At 54.7% G+C, this 15672-nt stretch carries 19 protein-coding genes and 1 tRNA gene; 8 read left to right on the top strand and 12 right to left on the bottom strand.

Annotated elements, in window-relative coordinates; translation table 11 throughout:
* Window positions 1–51: 51 nt before the first annotated feature.
* Entirely contained in the window at window positions 52–615 is a 564-nt protein-coding gene (locus ABJM03_RS12265; protein ID WP_348417887.1) for a hypothetical protein, read from the top strand.
* Here the strand turns inward: ABJM03_RS12265 and ABJM03_RS12260 are convergent.
* The 3 genes from ABJM03_RS12260 to ABJM03_RS12250 form a co-directional block, all read right to left on the bottom strand.
* On the bottom strand, window positions 605–1441 hold the full coding sequence (locus ABJM03_RS12260) for a lysophospholipid acyltransferase family protein (protein ID WP_348417886.1): 837 nt from the start codon (window positions 1439–1441) through the stop codon (window positions 605–607). The two genes, ABJM03_RS12265 and ABJM03_RS12260, sit on opposite strands and share 11 nt — an antisense overlap.
* Window positions 1438–2187 carry a GNAT family N-acyltransferase gene (locus ABJM03_RS12255; RefSeq protein ID WP_348418191.1) on the bottom strand — a complete coding sequence of 250 codons (750 nt, stop codon included), beginning with the start codon at window positions 2185–2187 and terminating at the stop codon, window positions 1438–1440. Before ABJM03_RS12255 ends, ABJM03_RS12260 begins: the two co-directional genes overlap by 4 nt.
* A gap of 199 nt (window positions 2188–2386) precedes the next feature.
* Window positions 2387–2572: a DUF3553 domain-containing protein gene (locus ABJM03_RS12250; protein WP_348417884.1), complete on the bottom strand. Its 186-nt coding sequence runs from the start codon at window positions 2570–2572 to the stop codon at window positions 2387–2389.
* Window positions 2573–2605: 33 nt separating this feature from the next.
* On the opposite strand from ABJM03_RS12250, the gene ABJM03_RS12245 reads away from it, so the two are divergent.
* Entirely contained in the window at window positions 2606–3199 is a 594-nt protein-coding gene (locus tag ABJM03_RS12245) for a histidine phosphotransferase family protein (protein ID WP_348417881.1), read from the top strand.
* On the opposite strand, the gene ABJM03_RS12240 is transcribed toward ABJM03_RS12245, so the two are convergent.
* The 9 genes from ABJM03_RS12240 to ABJM03_RS12200 all read right to left on the bottom strand — a co-directional run bounded on the left by ABJM03_RS12240 (window position 3196) and on the right by ABJM03_RS12200 (window position 10782).
* Window positions 3196–4461 carry a glutamate-5-semialdehyde dehydrogenase gene (locus ABJM03_RS12240; protein WP_348417879.1) on the bottom strand — a complete coding sequence of 422 codons (1266 nt, stop codon included), beginning with the start codon at window positions 4459–4461 and terminating at the stop codon, window positions 3196–3198. The two genes, ABJM03_RS12245 and ABJM03_RS12240, sit on opposite strands and share 4 nt — an antisense overlap.
* A gap of 16 nt (window positions 4462–4477) precedes the next feature.
* Window positions 4478–5584, bottom strand: coding sequence for a glutamate 5-kinase (gene proB / locus ABJM03_RS12235; RefSeq protein ID WP_348417877.1), 1107 nt, complete (start codon window positions 5582–5584; stop codon window positions 4478–4480).
* Window positions 5572–6606, bottom strand: coding sequence for a GTPase ObgE (gene obgE / locus ABJM03_RS12230; RefSeq protein ID WP_348417875.1), 1035 nt, complete (start codon window positions 6604–6606; stop codon window positions 5572–5574). Before obgE ends, proB begins: the two co-directional genes overlap by 13 nt.
* A gap of 16 nt (window positions 6607–6622) precedes the next feature.
* The gene (locus ABJM03_RS12225) at window positions 6623–7156 is read right to left on the bottom strand and encodes a GNAT family N-acetyltransferase (protein WP_348417873.1); all 534 of its coding nucleotides are present in this window, start codon (window positions 7154–7156) and stop codon (window positions 6623–6625) included.
* Window positions 7157–7327: 171 nt separating this feature from the next.
* Entirely contained in the window at window positions 7328–7840 is a 513-nt protein-coding gene (locus ABJM03_RS12220) for a GNAT family N-acetyltransferase (protein WP_348417871.1), read from the bottom strand.
* 77 nt (window positions 7841–7917) lie between these two features.
* A complete protein-coding gene (gene rpmA / locus ABJM03_RS12215; protein WP_348417869.1) occupies window positions 7918–8187 on the bottom strand; it encodes a 50S ribosomal protein L27 in 270 nt (89 codons plus the stop codon).
* An 11-nt stretch (window positions 8188–8198) separates the two neighbouring features.
* Window positions 8199–8903 carry a 50S ribosomal protein L21 gene (locus tag ABJM03_RS12210; protein ID WP_348417867.1) on the bottom strand — a complete coding sequence of 235 codons (705 nt, stop codon included), beginning with the start codon at window positions 8901–8903 and terminating at the stop codon, window positions 8199–8201.
* Between the two features lie 209 nt (window positions 8904–9112).
* Window positions 9113–9937, bottom strand: coding sequence for a hypothetical protein (locus ABJM03_RS12205; protein WP_348417865.1), 825 nt, complete (start codon window positions 9935–9937; stop codon window positions 9113–9115).
* 2 nt (window positions 9938–9939) lie between these two features.
* Window positions 9940–10782 carry a DUF2059 domain-containing protein gene (locus tag ABJM03_RS12200; RefSeq protein WP_348417863.1) on the bottom strand — a complete coding sequence of 281 codons (843 nt, stop codon included), beginning with the start codon at window positions 10780–10782 and terminating at the stop codon, window positions 9940–9942.
* 157 nt (window positions 10783–10939) lie between these two features.
* Here ABJM03_RS12200 and ABJM03_RS12195 point away from each other — a divergent pair.
* From ABJM03_RS12195 to ABJM03_RS12170, 6 genes are all read left to right on the top strand, one after another.
* Window positions 10940–11030: transfer RNA gene (locus ABJM03_RS12195), tRNA-Ser, on the top strand.
* 150 nt (window positions 11031–11180) lie between these two features.
* Complete coding sequence (locus ABJM03_RS12190) at window positions 11181–12368, top strand: tyrosine-type recombinase/integrase (RefSeq protein ID WP_348417861.1); 1188 nt, start codon at window positions 11181–11183, stop codon at window positions 12366–12368.
* Entirely contained in the window at window positions 12362–13075 is a 714-nt protein-coding gene (locus tag ABJM03_RS12185; protein ID WP_348417859.1) for a hypothetical protein, read from the top strand. Before ABJM03_RS12190 ends, ABJM03_RS12185 begins: the two co-directional genes overlap by 7 nt.
* Before the next feature lie 27 nt (window positions 13076–13102).
* A complete protein-coding gene (locus ABJM03_RS12180) occupies window positions 13103–13315 on the top strand; it encodes a MerR family transcriptional regulator (protein WP_348417857.1) in 213 nt (70 codons plus the stop codon).
* A gap of 147 nt (window positions 13316–13462) precedes the next feature.
* Entirely contained in the window at window positions 13463–13840 is a 378-nt protein-coding gene (locus ABJM03_RS12175) for an AlpA family phage regulatory protein (protein ID WP_348417855.1), read from the top strand.
* Window positions 13837–15447, top strand: coding sequence for a tyrosine-type recombinase/integrase (locus ABJM03_RS12170; RefSeq protein WP_348417853.1), 1611 nt, complete (start codon window positions 13837–13839; stop codon window positions 15445–15447). The genes ABJM03_RS12175 and ABJM03_RS12170 overlap by 4 nt, the downstream gene beginning before the upstream one ends.
* Window positions 15448–15672: the final 225 nt, after the last annotated feature.

The following is a 15672-nucleotide window of genomic DNA, read 5'->3' as shown; positions in this document are numbered from 1 at the left end:
TTTGACTCGGCAGACTATTTTCCAACAACGGGGATAAAGAAAGAAAATACCATGAAACTGCTTATCACAACCGCAATTATCGGACTGGCCTCAACCTCGGTTCTTGCGGAACCGCTAACCCTTACCCTTGCCGATCCACAACCAGAGGGGCTGCAAGCGGGTCTTTCGGTCGCTTATGCCACAGGCGCAGGCGGTCGCGATCTGGACGCCGCGCGCAGCAAGCTGACAAAGGCCAAACCCGGCGCGCCTTTGCGCGGGCTGTCCTATCTGGATACAGACCCCGAAGAAACGGTTTTAACATCTGGCGAAACAACAAAGGTCGCTGCCGATATTTCCGGCTATGTCCATTTTGAAGAAGCGGGTATCTATACCGTTGATTTCTTTAGCAATGATGGCTTGGACGCGAAAATCGGCGGCCAGCAGGTCGCACTTGCGGATGAGGTGCGTGGCTGTGAGCGGACAGGCGAAGTCGAAGTCGAAGTACCCTCGGCTGGTTGGTACGCGGTCGAGGCGACTTATTTCCAGCGGAAAGGCTCTGCTTGTCTGATGATGGACTGGGACGTCAGCGGCAAAATGCGGCCTGTTCCTGACGACGCCTTCGGGTTCACCAACTAACCGGACTCTCCAACAACAAGGCCTGCCGGATCGCTTCCTCGCAGGCCTTTGCAAGCGCCTTACGGTCGGTAAATTCAGCCACTTTAAGCGGTGTGCCGTATATGACTTCGACCTCCCCCTGACAGGCAAGGCCAAGTGTCGCAAGCAGATGTGGTGCAAAATCCATATCCCCCCACCAGCCGTAAACCCGCGAATCTATGCCCTCGGGTGCCTTATACCGCAACGTCACTGGCTGGATCGATAATGCTTCCCGCAGCCCGTCGGCAAAGAAGGATTGAAACAGCGTTGTCTTGAACGGCAACACCCGTAGCCCATCGGTGCTGGTCCCTTCAGGAAAAAACAACAGCTTGTGACCCGCCAAAAGCCGCGCCTCGAAAATTTCGGTTTGGGATTTGGCCTGCGCGCGGTTGCGTTCGATAAAAACAGTGCCCGTCGCCCGCGCCAACCAGCCGATACCGGGCCAATCGGCCACTTCGGATTTCGACACGAAATATACACGCTTGCCCGCGTTAAGCGCAAAAATATCCAGCCAGCTTGAATGATTGGCCACCACAGCGCCCCGCGCTGTCATGGGGGCTCCGCGTACATGCAAGGTGATCCCGAGGATCAGAAAAGCCCCGCGGCAGACAAATTGGGTGATATAAGGCGTCACCGGTCGGCGCAGCCCACACAAAGGGCGTTCAAACAATCGGCAGAGCAACAAAACCGCAAGCCCACCGAAAACCAGCCCCCCCAAAGCAGCAGCGCGCCAGATCACACGAAGCCAGTCGCGGGCCGTCAGGGTCGGCCTTTGCGGATAGGTATCGCTGTTCCATTGTACGCTCATGCCTGGGCCCCTGCGTAGATGCGGCTTTGACGCATGCTCATCTGGCGGGTGTCCATAATCAGACAAACATCTGTCGTGTTAAATCTATGATCCACAAAAGCCCCCTCGCCCACGCAGCCTCCCAAACGTAGGTAGGCCTTGATCAGGCTGGGGATCTCCAACATCGCCGCGCGGCGATCCAACTGCTGCTCATTGATGATGTCCATCGCAACAAAGGGCGCGCGGGCACGCACCCGCAAATCGGCCGGCGCAAGATGTCGATGATGTAGCAACGACAACGGTGCCGCGAGTGCCTTTGTGTCCGTGCCAACAAAACTTGCCACGCCAAACAGCAGCTCGATCCGGTGCTCAACAATATAGCGCGCCAGTGCCGCCCAAAGGTGGTGCATCGCAGCCCCCCCTCGGTAGTCGCGATGCAGGCACGAGCGCCCCAACTCCAACAGCCGGCGCCCCGAAGTCCTGAGCGGTTCCAGATCATATTCCGCTTCTGAATAATACTCACCCGCTGCCCTTGCTGCGTTCGGTGGTAACATACGGTAGACCCCTACAACCTGCGCGCTTCCTGCAGGCATAATGATCATATGATCATAAAAAGGATCAAAGCGGTCCTTTTCCAGTCGAGCCATGTGATCGACCAATGCGCCGTCACCGCCCAACTCCTCTACAAAAACCTCATACCGCAAACGTTGGGCTGCCTGCAGCTCTTGTGCGGTTTCGGCCAACTTGACGGTAAATTCTTCTGCCACCACGCGATTGTTCCCTTAAACGCAGGCGCTTTGCGCAAGATTACAGCCCATACGCATGCGTATTGTCCTTGAAACAGAAGTCATTGAACTCTACTCTTTTTACTCAATAGGGATGATTTAGTCATTAATTCGACATTCTGGTATGGTAGTTCTCCAAAAGGATGGTAGGTAGTTACCTATAATTAACCCTGATGTCAGATTAATCATCTTTGTAAACAGGCATCATGCCAACGCGCGCGCTGTCTATCACGACTTTGCCAGCGTCCCTGAAATTAACTGTGAGTTTGCCACCTATGTTGCTTTGTACCTGCCCCACGCCCCAGTCCGGTTTGTCAGGGTGCCGTACCAACATCCCCGGGGTGGCAATTGCATTGAGATCTTCCATAACAATATCCTTCAAAACCGGGAGTGTCGTCTGATGGGTAAAGACACCAATTTCGCAGCCCTTATTGGCAGCCGTATCTGTCATGATCTGATATCCCCGATTGGCGCTATCAACAACGGGATTGAGCTGCTGGAGATGAGCAGTACCTCCACCAGTCCGGAAATGGCGTTGATCAGCGAAAGCGTGCAAAGCGCCAGCGCGCGCATCCGTTTCTTCCGCATCGCCTTTGGCGCAGCAGGAGAGCAAACCGTCGGGCGCCCTGAAATCATGTCGATACTGAAAGATATCTACAATGGTCCGCGCCTGTCCGTGGCATGGGGGCCGTTGGACGGAATGATGCGGGGCGACTTGCGTTTGGGGTTTCTGGCGTTGCTCTGTCTGGAAACCAGTATGCCGTTTGGCGGCCGGATCGAAGTCATCCAGAACGGGGACCGGCTTGTGTTGACCGGCCATGCGGATAAATTCAACTTTGATCCAGAACTATGGGCCCAGTTTCAAGGGGATGCAGGCCCGCAAAATCTGCGCGCCGCTCATGTTCAATTCGGCCTGATGCCTTTGATCGCCAAGGATGAAGGGCGCGAGATTACCGTCGAAAAAGACGAGACAACCCTCACCCTCACCATTTAGGCCCGTACGGCACCGTCGCCGCTTACCAGATATTTAAAGCTGGTAAGCTGCTGCGCGCCGACCGGTCCACGGGCGTGCATTTTTCCCGTAGCAATGCCGATTTCAGCTCCCATGCCAAATTCGCCCCCATCTGCAAATTGGGTGGAGGCGTTATGCATGATAATCGCGCTATCAACCGTATTCATAAAGGTCTGCGCGGCCTGTGGATCTTCGGTCAGAATGCAATCCGTGTGGTTGGAGCCATAAGAGCGGATGTGATCCATCGCATCTTCAAGGCTATCCACCACTTTGGCCGCGATGATCATATCCAGATATTCCTGCCCCCAATCGGCCTGCGCGGCTGGTGAGGTGCCTGCAATATCGGCCAATTTCGCATCCGCGCGCACTTCGACCCCTGCATCAATCAAGGCACGGACCACACCCTGGCCGATGGTTGCCACCACATCACGGTGGATCAGCAGGCATTCAGCAGCACCACAAATTCCGGTGCGCCGCGTTTTGGCATTCAGCACAACCTTGAGCACTTTTTCGGGGTCGGCCTCTTTATCGATATAGATGTGCACGACCCCTTCCAGATGGGCAAACACCGGCACGCGGGCCTCGCGTTGCACCAAACCCACCAACCCCTTGCCCCCGCGCGGCACGATCACGTCAATCGTATCGGTCATGGTCAGCATTTCCTGTACGGCAGCCCGATCGCGGGTAGGCACCAATTGCACTGCATCCTCGGGTAGCCCCGCATCACGCAAGCCCTGCTGCAAACACGCATGCAGCGCACGGCTTGAATGAAAACTTTCTGACCCGCCACGCAGAATGACGGCATTGCCGGCCTTCAGGCAAAGCGCGCCCGCATCTGTTGTCACATTGGGACGGGATTCATAGATAACGCCAATCACGCCTAACGGGGTCCGAACGCGGCGGATATGTAGCCCGCTTGGCTGCTCCCATTCGGCCATCACTTCGCCCACAGGATCGGCCTGTTCGGCAATAGCACGCAGCCCGTCGATGATCCCGCGCAGACGGTCTTCGTCCAGCTTGAGCCGGTCGAGCATCGCAGGGCTCAACCCTTTTTGTGTCCCGAATTCCATATCCTGCGCGTTCGCTGCATAGATATCTTCCCGCGCGGACCAAACCGCGTCCGCTGCCGAGATGAGTGCCGCATGTTTACGCTCGGCGCTGGCTATAGCAAGTTGCGCAGCGGCCGCTTTGGCGCGGGCGCCGATGTCAGCCATTACAGTGGCAATATCCTGGTTTTGGGTCATCTTTTTGTCCTTTGTCTTAAAGGGCCATATCATCACGGTGGATCAATGCCGCACGGCCCGGATAGCCCAGCAAGGCCTCGATTTCGGCGCTTTGATGCCCCTTGATCAGCCCCGCCTCGGCAGCGGAATAGCGCGCCAGCCCCGAACCGATCCCCGCGCCATCCGGCCCGATAATCGCCACCGCATCACCCCGCTCAAAATGACCGGTGACTGCAGTGATACCCGCAGGCAAAAGGCTTTTGCCGCGCCCCAAGGCTGCAACAGCCCCCTTATCAAGCGTCAGCGTGCCCATGGGTTTTATCGCCGCGATCCAGCCCTTTCGCGCCGCTTGCGGGTCCGTTTGTGCAGAAAACCATGTCGACGGTGCTCCACCCGTCAAAGCCGTCAGAGGCCGCAGGCAAAACCCGTCTGTAATCGCCATCGCACAGCCCGCCGAAACCGCCGTTTTGGCCGCCATCAGCTTGGTCTTCATGCCGCCTTTGCTCAGGCCCGATCCTGCATCACCTGCCATCGCCTCGATCTGCGGTGTGATCGCGTCGATCACGTCAAACCGCGTGGCTGTCGGATCATCCGCCGGATTGGCGGTATAGAACCCATCCACATCCGACAGCAGCACCAGCTTATCCGCGCCAACCGTCACAGCAATCTGTGCGGCAAGCCGGTCATTGTCCCCAAAGCGGATTTCATCCGTAGCGACCGTATCATTCTCATTCACAATCGGCACAGCACCAAGCCCCAGCAGTGTCTCGAGCGTGGCGCGGCTATTGAGATAGCGGCGCCGGTTCGCACTGTCCTCCAGCGTGACCAGTACCTGCGCGGTGGTGATGCCATGCGGCGCCAGCGCTTCCTCATATGCACGGGCGAGCCGGATCTGCCCTACTGCAGCAGCGGCCTGTGATTGCTCCAACGCAAGCGAGCCAAGGCCAAGCCCAAGCACGCCACGCCCCAGAGCAATCGAGCCCGAAGAGACCAGCACAACATCGGTCCCCTGCCCTTTGAGCCAAACAACATCTTGGGCCAGCGCGGCAAGCCAGTCAGCGCGCAAGCTGCCACTGTCGCGGTCCACCAAAAGCGCCGAACCGATCTTGATCACGACACGGCGGGCATTGCTTAGGGTCGCCAAGGCACGTCCTCCTCCGAGGATTTCTGCTTTATGCGGTCATCATCGATCTGAGAACGAAGCGCACGCAAGACCTCGACCGTATTGGTCCGCGCTACTGCAGACATCTGCATCACAGCTCCGCCACTTGCCTTTTTCAATTCAGCACAAGCACTTGCAAGCTCTTCCTCATCTAGTGCGTCGATCTTGTTCAGCACTGTGATCCGCGGCCGGTCGGCAAGTTCTCCGCCATATGCCTCCAGCTCGCCAATGATCGTGTGGTAATCCTCAACCATTGTCTCTGAGGTGCCATCCACCAGATGCATCAGGACCGAGCAACGCTCCACATGGCCAAGGAAACGGTGCCCTAGGCCACGGCCCTCATGGGCTCCTTCGATCAGACCGGGAATATCCGCAATGACGAATTCTGCATTATCCACGCCCACAACGCCAAGGTTGGGGTGCAAGGTGGTAAACGGGTAATCCGCTACCTTGGGGCGCGCATTGGAGGTTGCCGCAAGGAACGTAGACTTGCCCGCATTGGGTAGCCCCAACAGACCCACATCGGCAATCAGCTTGAGCCGTAGCCAAAGCGTACGCTCAACCCCGTCTTGTCCGGGGTTCGACCGACGCGGCGCCTGGTTGGTGGCGGATTTGAAATGCAGGTTGCCCCAGCCGCCATTCCCGCCGCGCGCCAGCTGCACCCGTTGGCCAAGCTCGGTCATATCGGCGATGACGGTCTCCTGGTCTTCGTCCAGAATTTCGGTGCCCACAGGGACACGCAGAACGATATCGTCGCCGTCCTTGCCTGTGCGCTGCTTGCCCATACCGGGCTGCCCGTTTTTCGCGAAAAAGTGCTGCTGGTAGCGGAAATCAATCAGCGTATTCAGCCCGTCAACCGCCTCGGCCCAGACCGAGCCACCACCGCCACCGTCACCGCCATCAGGGCCGCCGTATTCGATGTATTTTTCCCGCCGGAACGAGACACACCCCCCGCCGCCAGCGCCGGATCGAATGTAAACTTTCGTAAGGTCGAGGAATTTCATCAGATATCCTAATTATTTAGCGCAGCTTGAGGCTGTATGTCCACGTCGGCACGGTTGTCTCGCGGGCAAGGCAAAAGGTTTCAGCATCACCCAGATAGGCAAATCCCGCGTTCGTCAAGACCTTGGCAGAGGCCGGGTTGTCATGAAAGACACTTGCGAACATTGTATCGGACCCCTGCGGGTTACCGGCAACAATCGCCTGCACCGCCTCCGAAGCCAGATGCGTATTCCAGAATGGCGGTGCCACCCAATAGCCAATTTCGGACTGGTTCCGGTCAAGGCAGGTCAGGCTCACAACACCCATGATCTCTTCACGGTCCGGCGCGCCGCCATCAATCACCCAAACGTCCTCGACCCGGTCAGGCGCAAGCGCACGGTCGATGAACGCTGCAATCACTCCCGGTGGCAGCGGATGCGGAATACGCGTGGTTTGCACAGCGAGACGCTTATCAGCGGCGTAATGTTCGATCAGCGCAAGGTCAGACTGCCGAACGGGCCGCAAGGCAAAACGATCAGTCTTAAGGGTGGGCTGAAGGGTTGAGGTTTCCATATGCACCTCCTCAGGCAAATAGAACGAATAAAACGGACCCAAACGGCAAAGCGACCGGTATCCACATAAAAATGGGAGCGAAACAGCTATCTACAACCACTTCAACGGGCATGGTCCTGTCCGCATTCCGGCGAAGAGACCCCATGTAGCAACTGGGCGACAAGGGCATAATTAGACAGCTCCCTGACAGGCCTGCAGTGCATCTGACGACAGGATCATCTTTTGCACCCGAACAGGTTTGTTTAAGGCCGCGCAATGCAACTCTTTGACGTGGGTCTTGGCAAATCCCAACTTGGTTAGGACATTACATGACGCCCAGTTGCCAATGATATAACCAGACCGCAAATCATCGCTCCGGCCTGCGAAATATCGCTGGATCAACGCGCGCGCGGCTTCAGTGGCAAAACCCTTCCCCCAGAAAGCTTTGCCCAGCCAATACCCAAGTTCATCTTTGATAGAAATGCCACCGATGACCGTATCCTTTAGGGTGATGGCATAGATATGCGGGCCTGCCTGCTGCGATCTCTCGATAAAGGTATGGGCGTCCGCTTCAGCGTAGGGATAAGGCACATGCAAAAGCCAACGTGCCACATCCCATTCACCAATCAACACAGCAACACGCGCCGCGTCACGGCGAGCATACCGCCTTAACGTGAGGCGCGGGGTGATGATGCGATCAGTCATGATGCGCTTTCGGTAAAACATAAAAAAGGGACCGGCGTTTCCGCCGATCCCCTGAATTATTCATCTACAGGTACGGCTTATTCAGCAGCTTCTGCCGCCGGTACGATGGAGATAAATGTGCGGTTTTTCAGGCCCTTGTGGAACTGAACGCTACCCTCAACAGTTGCAAAGATCGTGTGATCCTTGCCCATGCCAACATTCTGGCCAGGCCAGAATTTGGTGCCGCGCTGACGCACGACGATGTTGCCGGGAATAACGGCTTCGCCGCCATATTTCTTCACACCAAGGCGGCGACCAGCTGAGTCGCGACCGTTACGGGATGAACCGCCTGCTTTTTTATGTGCCATTAGGTCTCTCCTTAGCCTTTAGCCAATTCTTTAGCCTGTGCGATCCAGTCTTCACGACCCACACGACCTTTGAACGACAGTTTCTCTTCGATCTCTTCTACGTCTGCATCAGTCCACGCCGCGATCTGTGCGAATGTGGTGATGCCTGCGTCATGCAGCTTGCCCACGATAACGGGACCAACACCGGAAATCTTGGACAAATCGTCGCCCTCGGATTTCGCTGCTTTCTTGGCTGCTTTAGGCTTTTCAGCTTTGGCAGGTGCCTCGGCTTTTGCAGGCTTGGCTGCTTTGGCTTTCTTCGCAGGTGCAGCTGCATCAGCGGATTTACCGGTGATTGCGGCCACAGCTGCGGCAGAAACGGAACCGGTGCCAATCGCGGCTGCAACACCGGATTTACCTGCGCCAGACGCCAGAATATCTGTGATCTTAACCAGAGTCAGCTTTTGACGGTGACCCTTGGTACGCTTGGAAGAGTGCTTCCGGCGGCGTTTTACGAAGTGAATTACTTTTTCACCTTTGATCTGATCAACAACTTCGGCTTGAACGCCGGCGTCTTCGATCATAGGCGCGCCAACTTGTGGGTTGTCACCACCAAGCATCAGCACTTCGTTGAATTGAACAGTCTCACCGGCAGATGCCGCAATACGTTCAACGCGCAGCACATCGCCGGCTTGAACTTTATATTGCTTACCGCCTGTTTTCAGGACCGCAAACATAGGTCTTCCTTCACTTCTTTCGCGTTCTGTGGTCCCCGGTTAAGGGCGTTTTGGACAGGGCCGCACCCTCATCCACCTCGAACAGCGCGCCCCGGGGGCGTCATTAAAACAAAACCCGAACGCAGGCAGGGCCTGTCGGGTCCGCGGCTTATCGGGTGATTACAGATGTAAGTCAAGCACCTTTGCCCGAAACTGCTCACCGCGCCGGACTAAAGCTCTTCCGCGGCCATATTTAAAGCCATCGCACGCCCCAGCGCATAGGAGATATCCTCATACAGTGGATCGAACCCCGCAAAGAAGCCATTATTAAGCGCCTTGCCCGCCGCCGTTTCGGAAAAATCGGCATAAGTCGTCAGTTCTTCAAGGGACAAAGGGCTATAGGCAAGACTGAAAAACGCCCCCAACCAGATCGTCGTATCCTCGGTAATGGCGTCGCGCTCTCCCAGAACGTCCTCTAGAATTTCTTCATCGTCCATCAGGTAGACATCGCCATCCACCAAGGCGCGCAGAAATTGATAGTTGGAATTCAGCGCCGATGTAACATTGCGGTTAATCAAATCGCCCGCGTCAATCATCCGGTCAATCTGCGCGAGCCTCGGGTCTGCGCTTCCTTTGATTTCGAGATATTTCGCACGCGCTTGGCCATCAACGCTCTCATCAGCCATCGCACGGCGGGCTGCATTCTCGAGCATGATAACCTTTTGCCCCAGATCGGAGGCAAAAAAAACGATCGCCTCCTCCAGCACTTCGCCCTCAAGCGCAGGCTCAAGCCCTGCGCGGATGCCTTCGCTGATACGGTCAGGCGCATAAATCGCCGCAACTTGTTGTGACCAGCCCTGACCGCCCTGCCCGCCAAGCCATTCCTCATTCAACTGGGTGCCGAATTTAAGCCCTTCCTCGTGCAAGATGCCGCTGAGCTCACGGATTTGTAGAACGTCCATCAGAACCGTATGGCGCGCGCCTGCCCAAAGCGCCCCCGCCCAAAGCGGGAGCGCCATTACGACAACCAACGCGGCAGCAACAAGCCTGCGCATGCTCACAAGTCCTGACTAGGCTGCATCACACGCAGACGGTCAGCGACGGCTTCAAACCTGTTTGCCATGATCTCATATTGCACGGCATTCATCAGCTCATAGACCTTCTTCATCATCGGATCTTCCAGTTCTTCGGCATAGCTCACCAGCTCGTCGTCGGAAAATGCCTGATAGGTAAAGGCCGCGCCCTCAAGCGCGCTTTGGCGTAGTGACGCGCGCAGCTCGTCGGACTGGCTATCCATTGCCGCGCGCATGTCGGCTTCATCCATTTGCAATTCAATCACCCCGGCACCGGCAGCGGCCAACAAAAAGCGGATCTGGACCTCCTGAATAGAGCGCAGCGATGTCTCTTCACTTCCGCTTGCTGCATTCAGCCGTTCCAAAATCGCCACCCGCGGCGATCCGATCCCTTCCAGCCCTTCGATAATCTGGCTACCGCTTTCCGATTTCAGATCGTCATCCTCCACCATATGCGAGCTGTTCTCGACAACAACCAAACGCTTACCCAAATCGGATGCGTAAAAATCGGTGGCGTGGGTCAACAGCTCGGGCGTGAGCGCCTTGCCCAGAATTTCAGTGGCCATGTCGTGCATCAATTCAGTATCAAAAACCTCGCGCACCAACCGCTGCCATTCGGACCCGAAATCATCCGCCTGTAGCCCAAGCATCTGCGGAGCGGAATCTGCCGATAGTCGAATACTTTCCAGCGCTACATCAAACCCGGTCACCTCAAGAAACTCTTCCACGTCCGCCTGTTCGGGTTGTTGGGCCGTGGCCTGTAATGCTGAAAGAGCCAACAGGCCCATCATCAACGGGATCATCACGGTTTGACGTATCAGTCGCATGAGCGTTCCTTATAAAGGTCTAATCTTTAGAGTTCGGACCAAAGGTAGCCCTTCTTCCAGTCGCTGCAACGTAAAATACGCAAGATGCGCAAAGATGCGCGCGTACCCCCTTGCCTGCCCTGCCAATCCATTCTAAACGCCGACCCACGATCCCCGCGGAGAGGTGCCGGAGTGGTCGAACGGGACGGTTTCGAAAACCGTTGAGCCTCTAAAGGGTTCCCAGGGTTCGAATCCCTGTCTCTCCGCCACCACACCTTTTTATTGAATTTGAATGGCCCACTTTGAGTGGCCTTTTTCATATATTTTCAGGAACTTACCAGCACTCACCGGTTGCCTTGAGTTTCTTCGAATTACGTCTATTATCATTCATTGAGTGGTATGGAATGTGGTATTTTTAGATGGCGCTATCCGGAAAACTGACAAAGAAGCTGGTCGAGAATCTCGGCGCTGGGCGGCATGGCGACGGTAATGGTCTATATTTGGTAGTCGACCCCTCAGGTGCGCGCCGTTGGATTGTACGTGTGGTCGTGAAAGGCCAGAAGAACAGAAAGGGCGCACCACTGCGCACGGACTTTGGGCTTGGCGGTGCAGATATTGTCACGATCAACCAAGCTCGCGAGAGAGCGCTCGAGTATCGCCGCATGGCAAAGCAAGGGCTGAACCCACGTTTCAATGCAACCCGCGAGGTTCCCACGTTTGAAGAGGTCGCACAACAGGTCCACATTGAGCGCCTGCCAACGTGGAAAAATGCAAAACACGGTCAACAATGGATCAATACCCTCCGCGATTACGCATTTCCTAAGATCGGGCGCATGCCGATTGATAGCATCGACCAGCCAGAAGTGATGATGTGTCTTGCGCCGATCTGGACGGAAAAGCATGAAACAGCGAAACGCTTGGCGCAACGTATGAAGGTTGTGCTGGACGTGGCGCGCTCTAAAGGGTTTCGGTCGGGAGAAAATCCCGTGACTTTGGTTAAAGAGGCACAGGTCCTGCCCAAGGTGAAGGTAAAAGTAAAGCATCATAAAGCGATGGCGTGGCAGGATGTGCCAGCCTTTTACGCGGACCTCGTGAGCCGGAACGCTATGGCTGCAAACGCGTTCCGACTGACCTGCCTTTCAGGGTCGCGCACAACTGAGGTCTTGAAGATGCGTTGGGAAGAGCTCGACTTTGATGCGGGCGTTTGGACATGCCCGGAGGATCGCATGAAAGGGAACGAGGAACACCGTGTGCCGCTCACGGCCCAGATGCTTGAAATCATAGAGCCCTTGAAAGCGCTTAAATCCACTTTTGTCTTTGAAGGGCAGAAGCGCAATCATCCCTTGTCCAACATGGCAATGCTGATGCTGCTGCGCCGAATGAGCGTCGAAGGCGTTACCGTTCATGGCTTTCGATCAACGTTCCGGGACTGGGTATCTGAGACCGGCAACGGTCAGTGGGAGGTGGCAGAACGAAGTCTGTCTCACAAGGTGGGCACAAAGGTTGAGAGAGCCTATGCGCGGTCCGATTTGCTTGAAAAAAGACGAGCATTGATGGCGCAGTGGTCTGATTTTGTCACCAGCGCACCGAGGTTAAATCAATGCTAACAATTGCAATAAACGAGCCGGAACTGGGCTTTGTCGAATTGATACGTGTGGCGCTAAGCGAAGAAACACATGCAAACAGAGAACGGGCCATCAAGAATGTGAAGCATGAGGCCGTGGCAGCCCGACTTGATTTGCTCGCAGGTGAAGGAGGGAGTGGTTGGGCTACTAATCCGGACAACGCGAAATTCGTACAATGGAGCATTAGGACACAAGCTGAACGCCGCGAATCTGCATATGAATTTTCGCAAACTGCCCGACGTTACGAGGAGAAAACCGAGCGCCGTCTCAACATCGCGGAGCATATCGGAAAACTCATCTGGCTCTCGATCATGGACAACAAGTTCGAGGGTGTTCAAACTGAAATTGGTATTTTGCAGCAAGTCCGGGAGGCTGCAAAATACCACTCGGTGAGTGGAGCAAGGGATATAGATACCCTGAGAAAGGTGTGGGCCACCTATAAAGGCGTCGCCCATCTAGGAATGGCGATCGACTTCGTTGAGGAAAACCCCAAACAGCAGGCGAATCTGCTTCATATAGCTGAACAATATCGCCAAACCCTAAGCCAAAACTGCCCGAAGGGTACGTCTAAGCCGTATGTTGCTGCTGCGGACCAAATTTATTTTGTATATTTATCAAGCCTTAAGGGTCCCCGATTTCGAGATCGGGGACCCTTAAGGCGTAGCTTAAGTCGCATCCATTCGTTGTAATCCAATACAACGTAAGGAACGTCGAAAGTGCCAGATCTCTTCGAAAATGAACGCAACTATGTCTTGGGCGACCCAGAGCTCGATATCATTGGAGACCGTGAGAAACTGGCGCAATGGCGTCACAAATTGCGAGGCCCTGCCTTTTACAAACTTGGTCGCAAAGTCATCTATCGTGGATCAGATCTGAACTCTTGGGCTGAAACCAACCGGATTGATCCATCGCATCGGGGTCAAGACTAATGGCGGTCTCAGAACTCATCGCACTTGCGACAGCGATACCATCACTTACTTTCCTTGACGCTTATCTCTGGGTCGCTGCACGACTTGGGCACCGTCACCATATTTTCGCCTGGCTCAAATTACATGCAGGGCTTGGGGGGCAGGTTCGTGACTAAAGCCCCTCCTAGCTCACAGCAATTGCAAGGTGATTTGTTTGATCTAAAGCCTCAGCCAAAGAAGGCTACCCAGTCAAATAAGCCGAAAGCAGAAAAGACTAAGCGCACTCAAGCATCCGTGATCGCCTCGCGATTTCTATCAATTGATGACGTCACAAAACGCTACGGTGTGGGACGTTCCACCGTATGGCGCTGGGTCAAAACAGACGACCGGTTTCCTGCGCCAATCAAACTATCCCCAGGCACAAGCCGCTGGTCGGAAACCGAGCTTCTTGCATTTGAAGCAGGCGCTTCCGGCGGTACGCCAACCAAGCGGCCCAAGATCCGCAAAGGTGCGAAAGGCCTTCTAGCCAAAGGGCGAGCATCATGAGCAGATCTTACAAAAGAATAAGGCCCAAGAAACACTTCGTATACACAGTCGAAGATCTGATGCAGCTCTTTGGCATTACACGGAATACGGCTTCGAATTGGGTCGCTGAGGGACTCCGTCCGTCTGACGGCCACAAACCATATATCTTCAGTGGGGCCGAGATTAAGCGGTTTCACCAGACAAGGCGTCTGGCGACCACGGGCACTCTTCGGATTGGTCAGTTCAAATGCTTTAAATGCAAAGAGCGGATTTTTCCTGATCTGACTTCGCTTGAACTATATCCACTGAAAAATGGTTCTGGAGGCGTTTGGGCTCGCTGCCCAAGCTGCGAATGCGTGGTTCAAAAGCGAGTGAATGAGACAGATTGGGACAAGATTTCATATTGCATCAATACCAATACCACCTTGGTGTCGCTAGACGAAGGAGATGAACCGGACCCAGTTGGTCTTGTGAAAAGTAAGGTATCAGAAAACGACGGTATCTACTTCGAGAATGACCGCATCATACATCGATGGCTTCAGTTTGCCGGGCGTTACGACGCCAAAACGATCAGCGCGAAGCTCGCGTTTATCCGTGAATTCGAGGCTTTCTTTCACGGAAAGTCATTTGGGAAGATTAAAACGGACGATGTTTCAGCATTCCGCGACAGTCTTAAAATGAGCGTTGAGAGTGATCGAGACAACAAACGCAGCGTGTCGACGGTCCGCCACTGCGCATCGCATCTTAAGGCGTTCTTCGATTGGCTGATTGATCAGAGTGGCTACCTAAACCTGAATAGGTCCTTGCCAGGCCATTTTATCTTACCAAAAAAGTTTGATTTGAAAGGCCTTAGTGACGAAGAAAAACCGACACCCACCGACAAGGAGGTCGTCGCGATGGTTGAAAGGATGCCGACGGACACCATCAAGGCGCGACGAGACCGGGCTATGATTTCAGTCGCGTTTCTTGGTGCTCTGCGTGTGGATACGACTACATCCTTAAGGGTCAAACATATAGACGTCCCAAAGCGAAAAATCATTCAAGATGGCCAGGTTTCACGGACAAAAAACAGCAAGAGTTGGAGGACCAAATTTTTCCCCCTACCCCCGATTTTCGAAAAGGTTGTGGTGGATTGGCTAGAAGAAATCTCGGCTCTAGGCTTTCGTGGAGACGACGCACTCTTTCCCGCCGAAAAAGACTTGCGTCCGCACCCCAGTTCAAGAAGCGCTGCCAATATTGCCGTAATGAATTCAATTCATGCGGTTTCTAACGCATTCAATTGCGCGTCTGAGCTGGTTAAGAAACGCTTCACTCCTCATTCCGTCAAATACTACATCGGAGCGTTGGGCCTAAAGCACTGCAAAACACTACAACAAACTGCGGCTTGGTCTGCGAACATGGCCCACACCGATATCAGCACAACGCAACGCTACTATCAAAAAATGGGGCAAAACGACATCGATGACGTCTTTGAAGCTTTTGAGCAAGCCTCAGGCTCAGACGCACAACCGGACGACCTGATCCTTATGTTGCGCTATCACGAGCACGGGTTGGTCAAGGGAACGGCGGAATTTGAACGTGCCAGAGAACTTATTTCGGAGCATCAAAAGAAAGGCACCTTCGCGTAATGGGGTGAAGGGCGAATTTTGTTGAAAAACTCTTGTTGATTTGAAGAGCTTTGACTGATTCAATTCCCCTATAAAAGCGGGGGCTCTGACGATGATGGGACCAAAGCAGGAGGCACAGGCGGCGCTGTTTTATGAGTTCTCGTTGGAAGATCATGTTCCACAAGACCACCTTTTGCGTTCGATAGACCGGTTCGTCGATCTGAGCGACATCCGCCAGTACCTCTC

The organism is Sulfitobacter sp. (assembly GCF_039977885.1).
In the GTDB taxonomy this organism is placed as follows: Bacteria; Pseudomonadota; Alphaproteobacteria; order Rhodobacterales; family Rhodobacteraceae; genus Sulfitobacter.
This window is presented reverse-complemented; position numbering and strand designations above follow the sequence as displayed.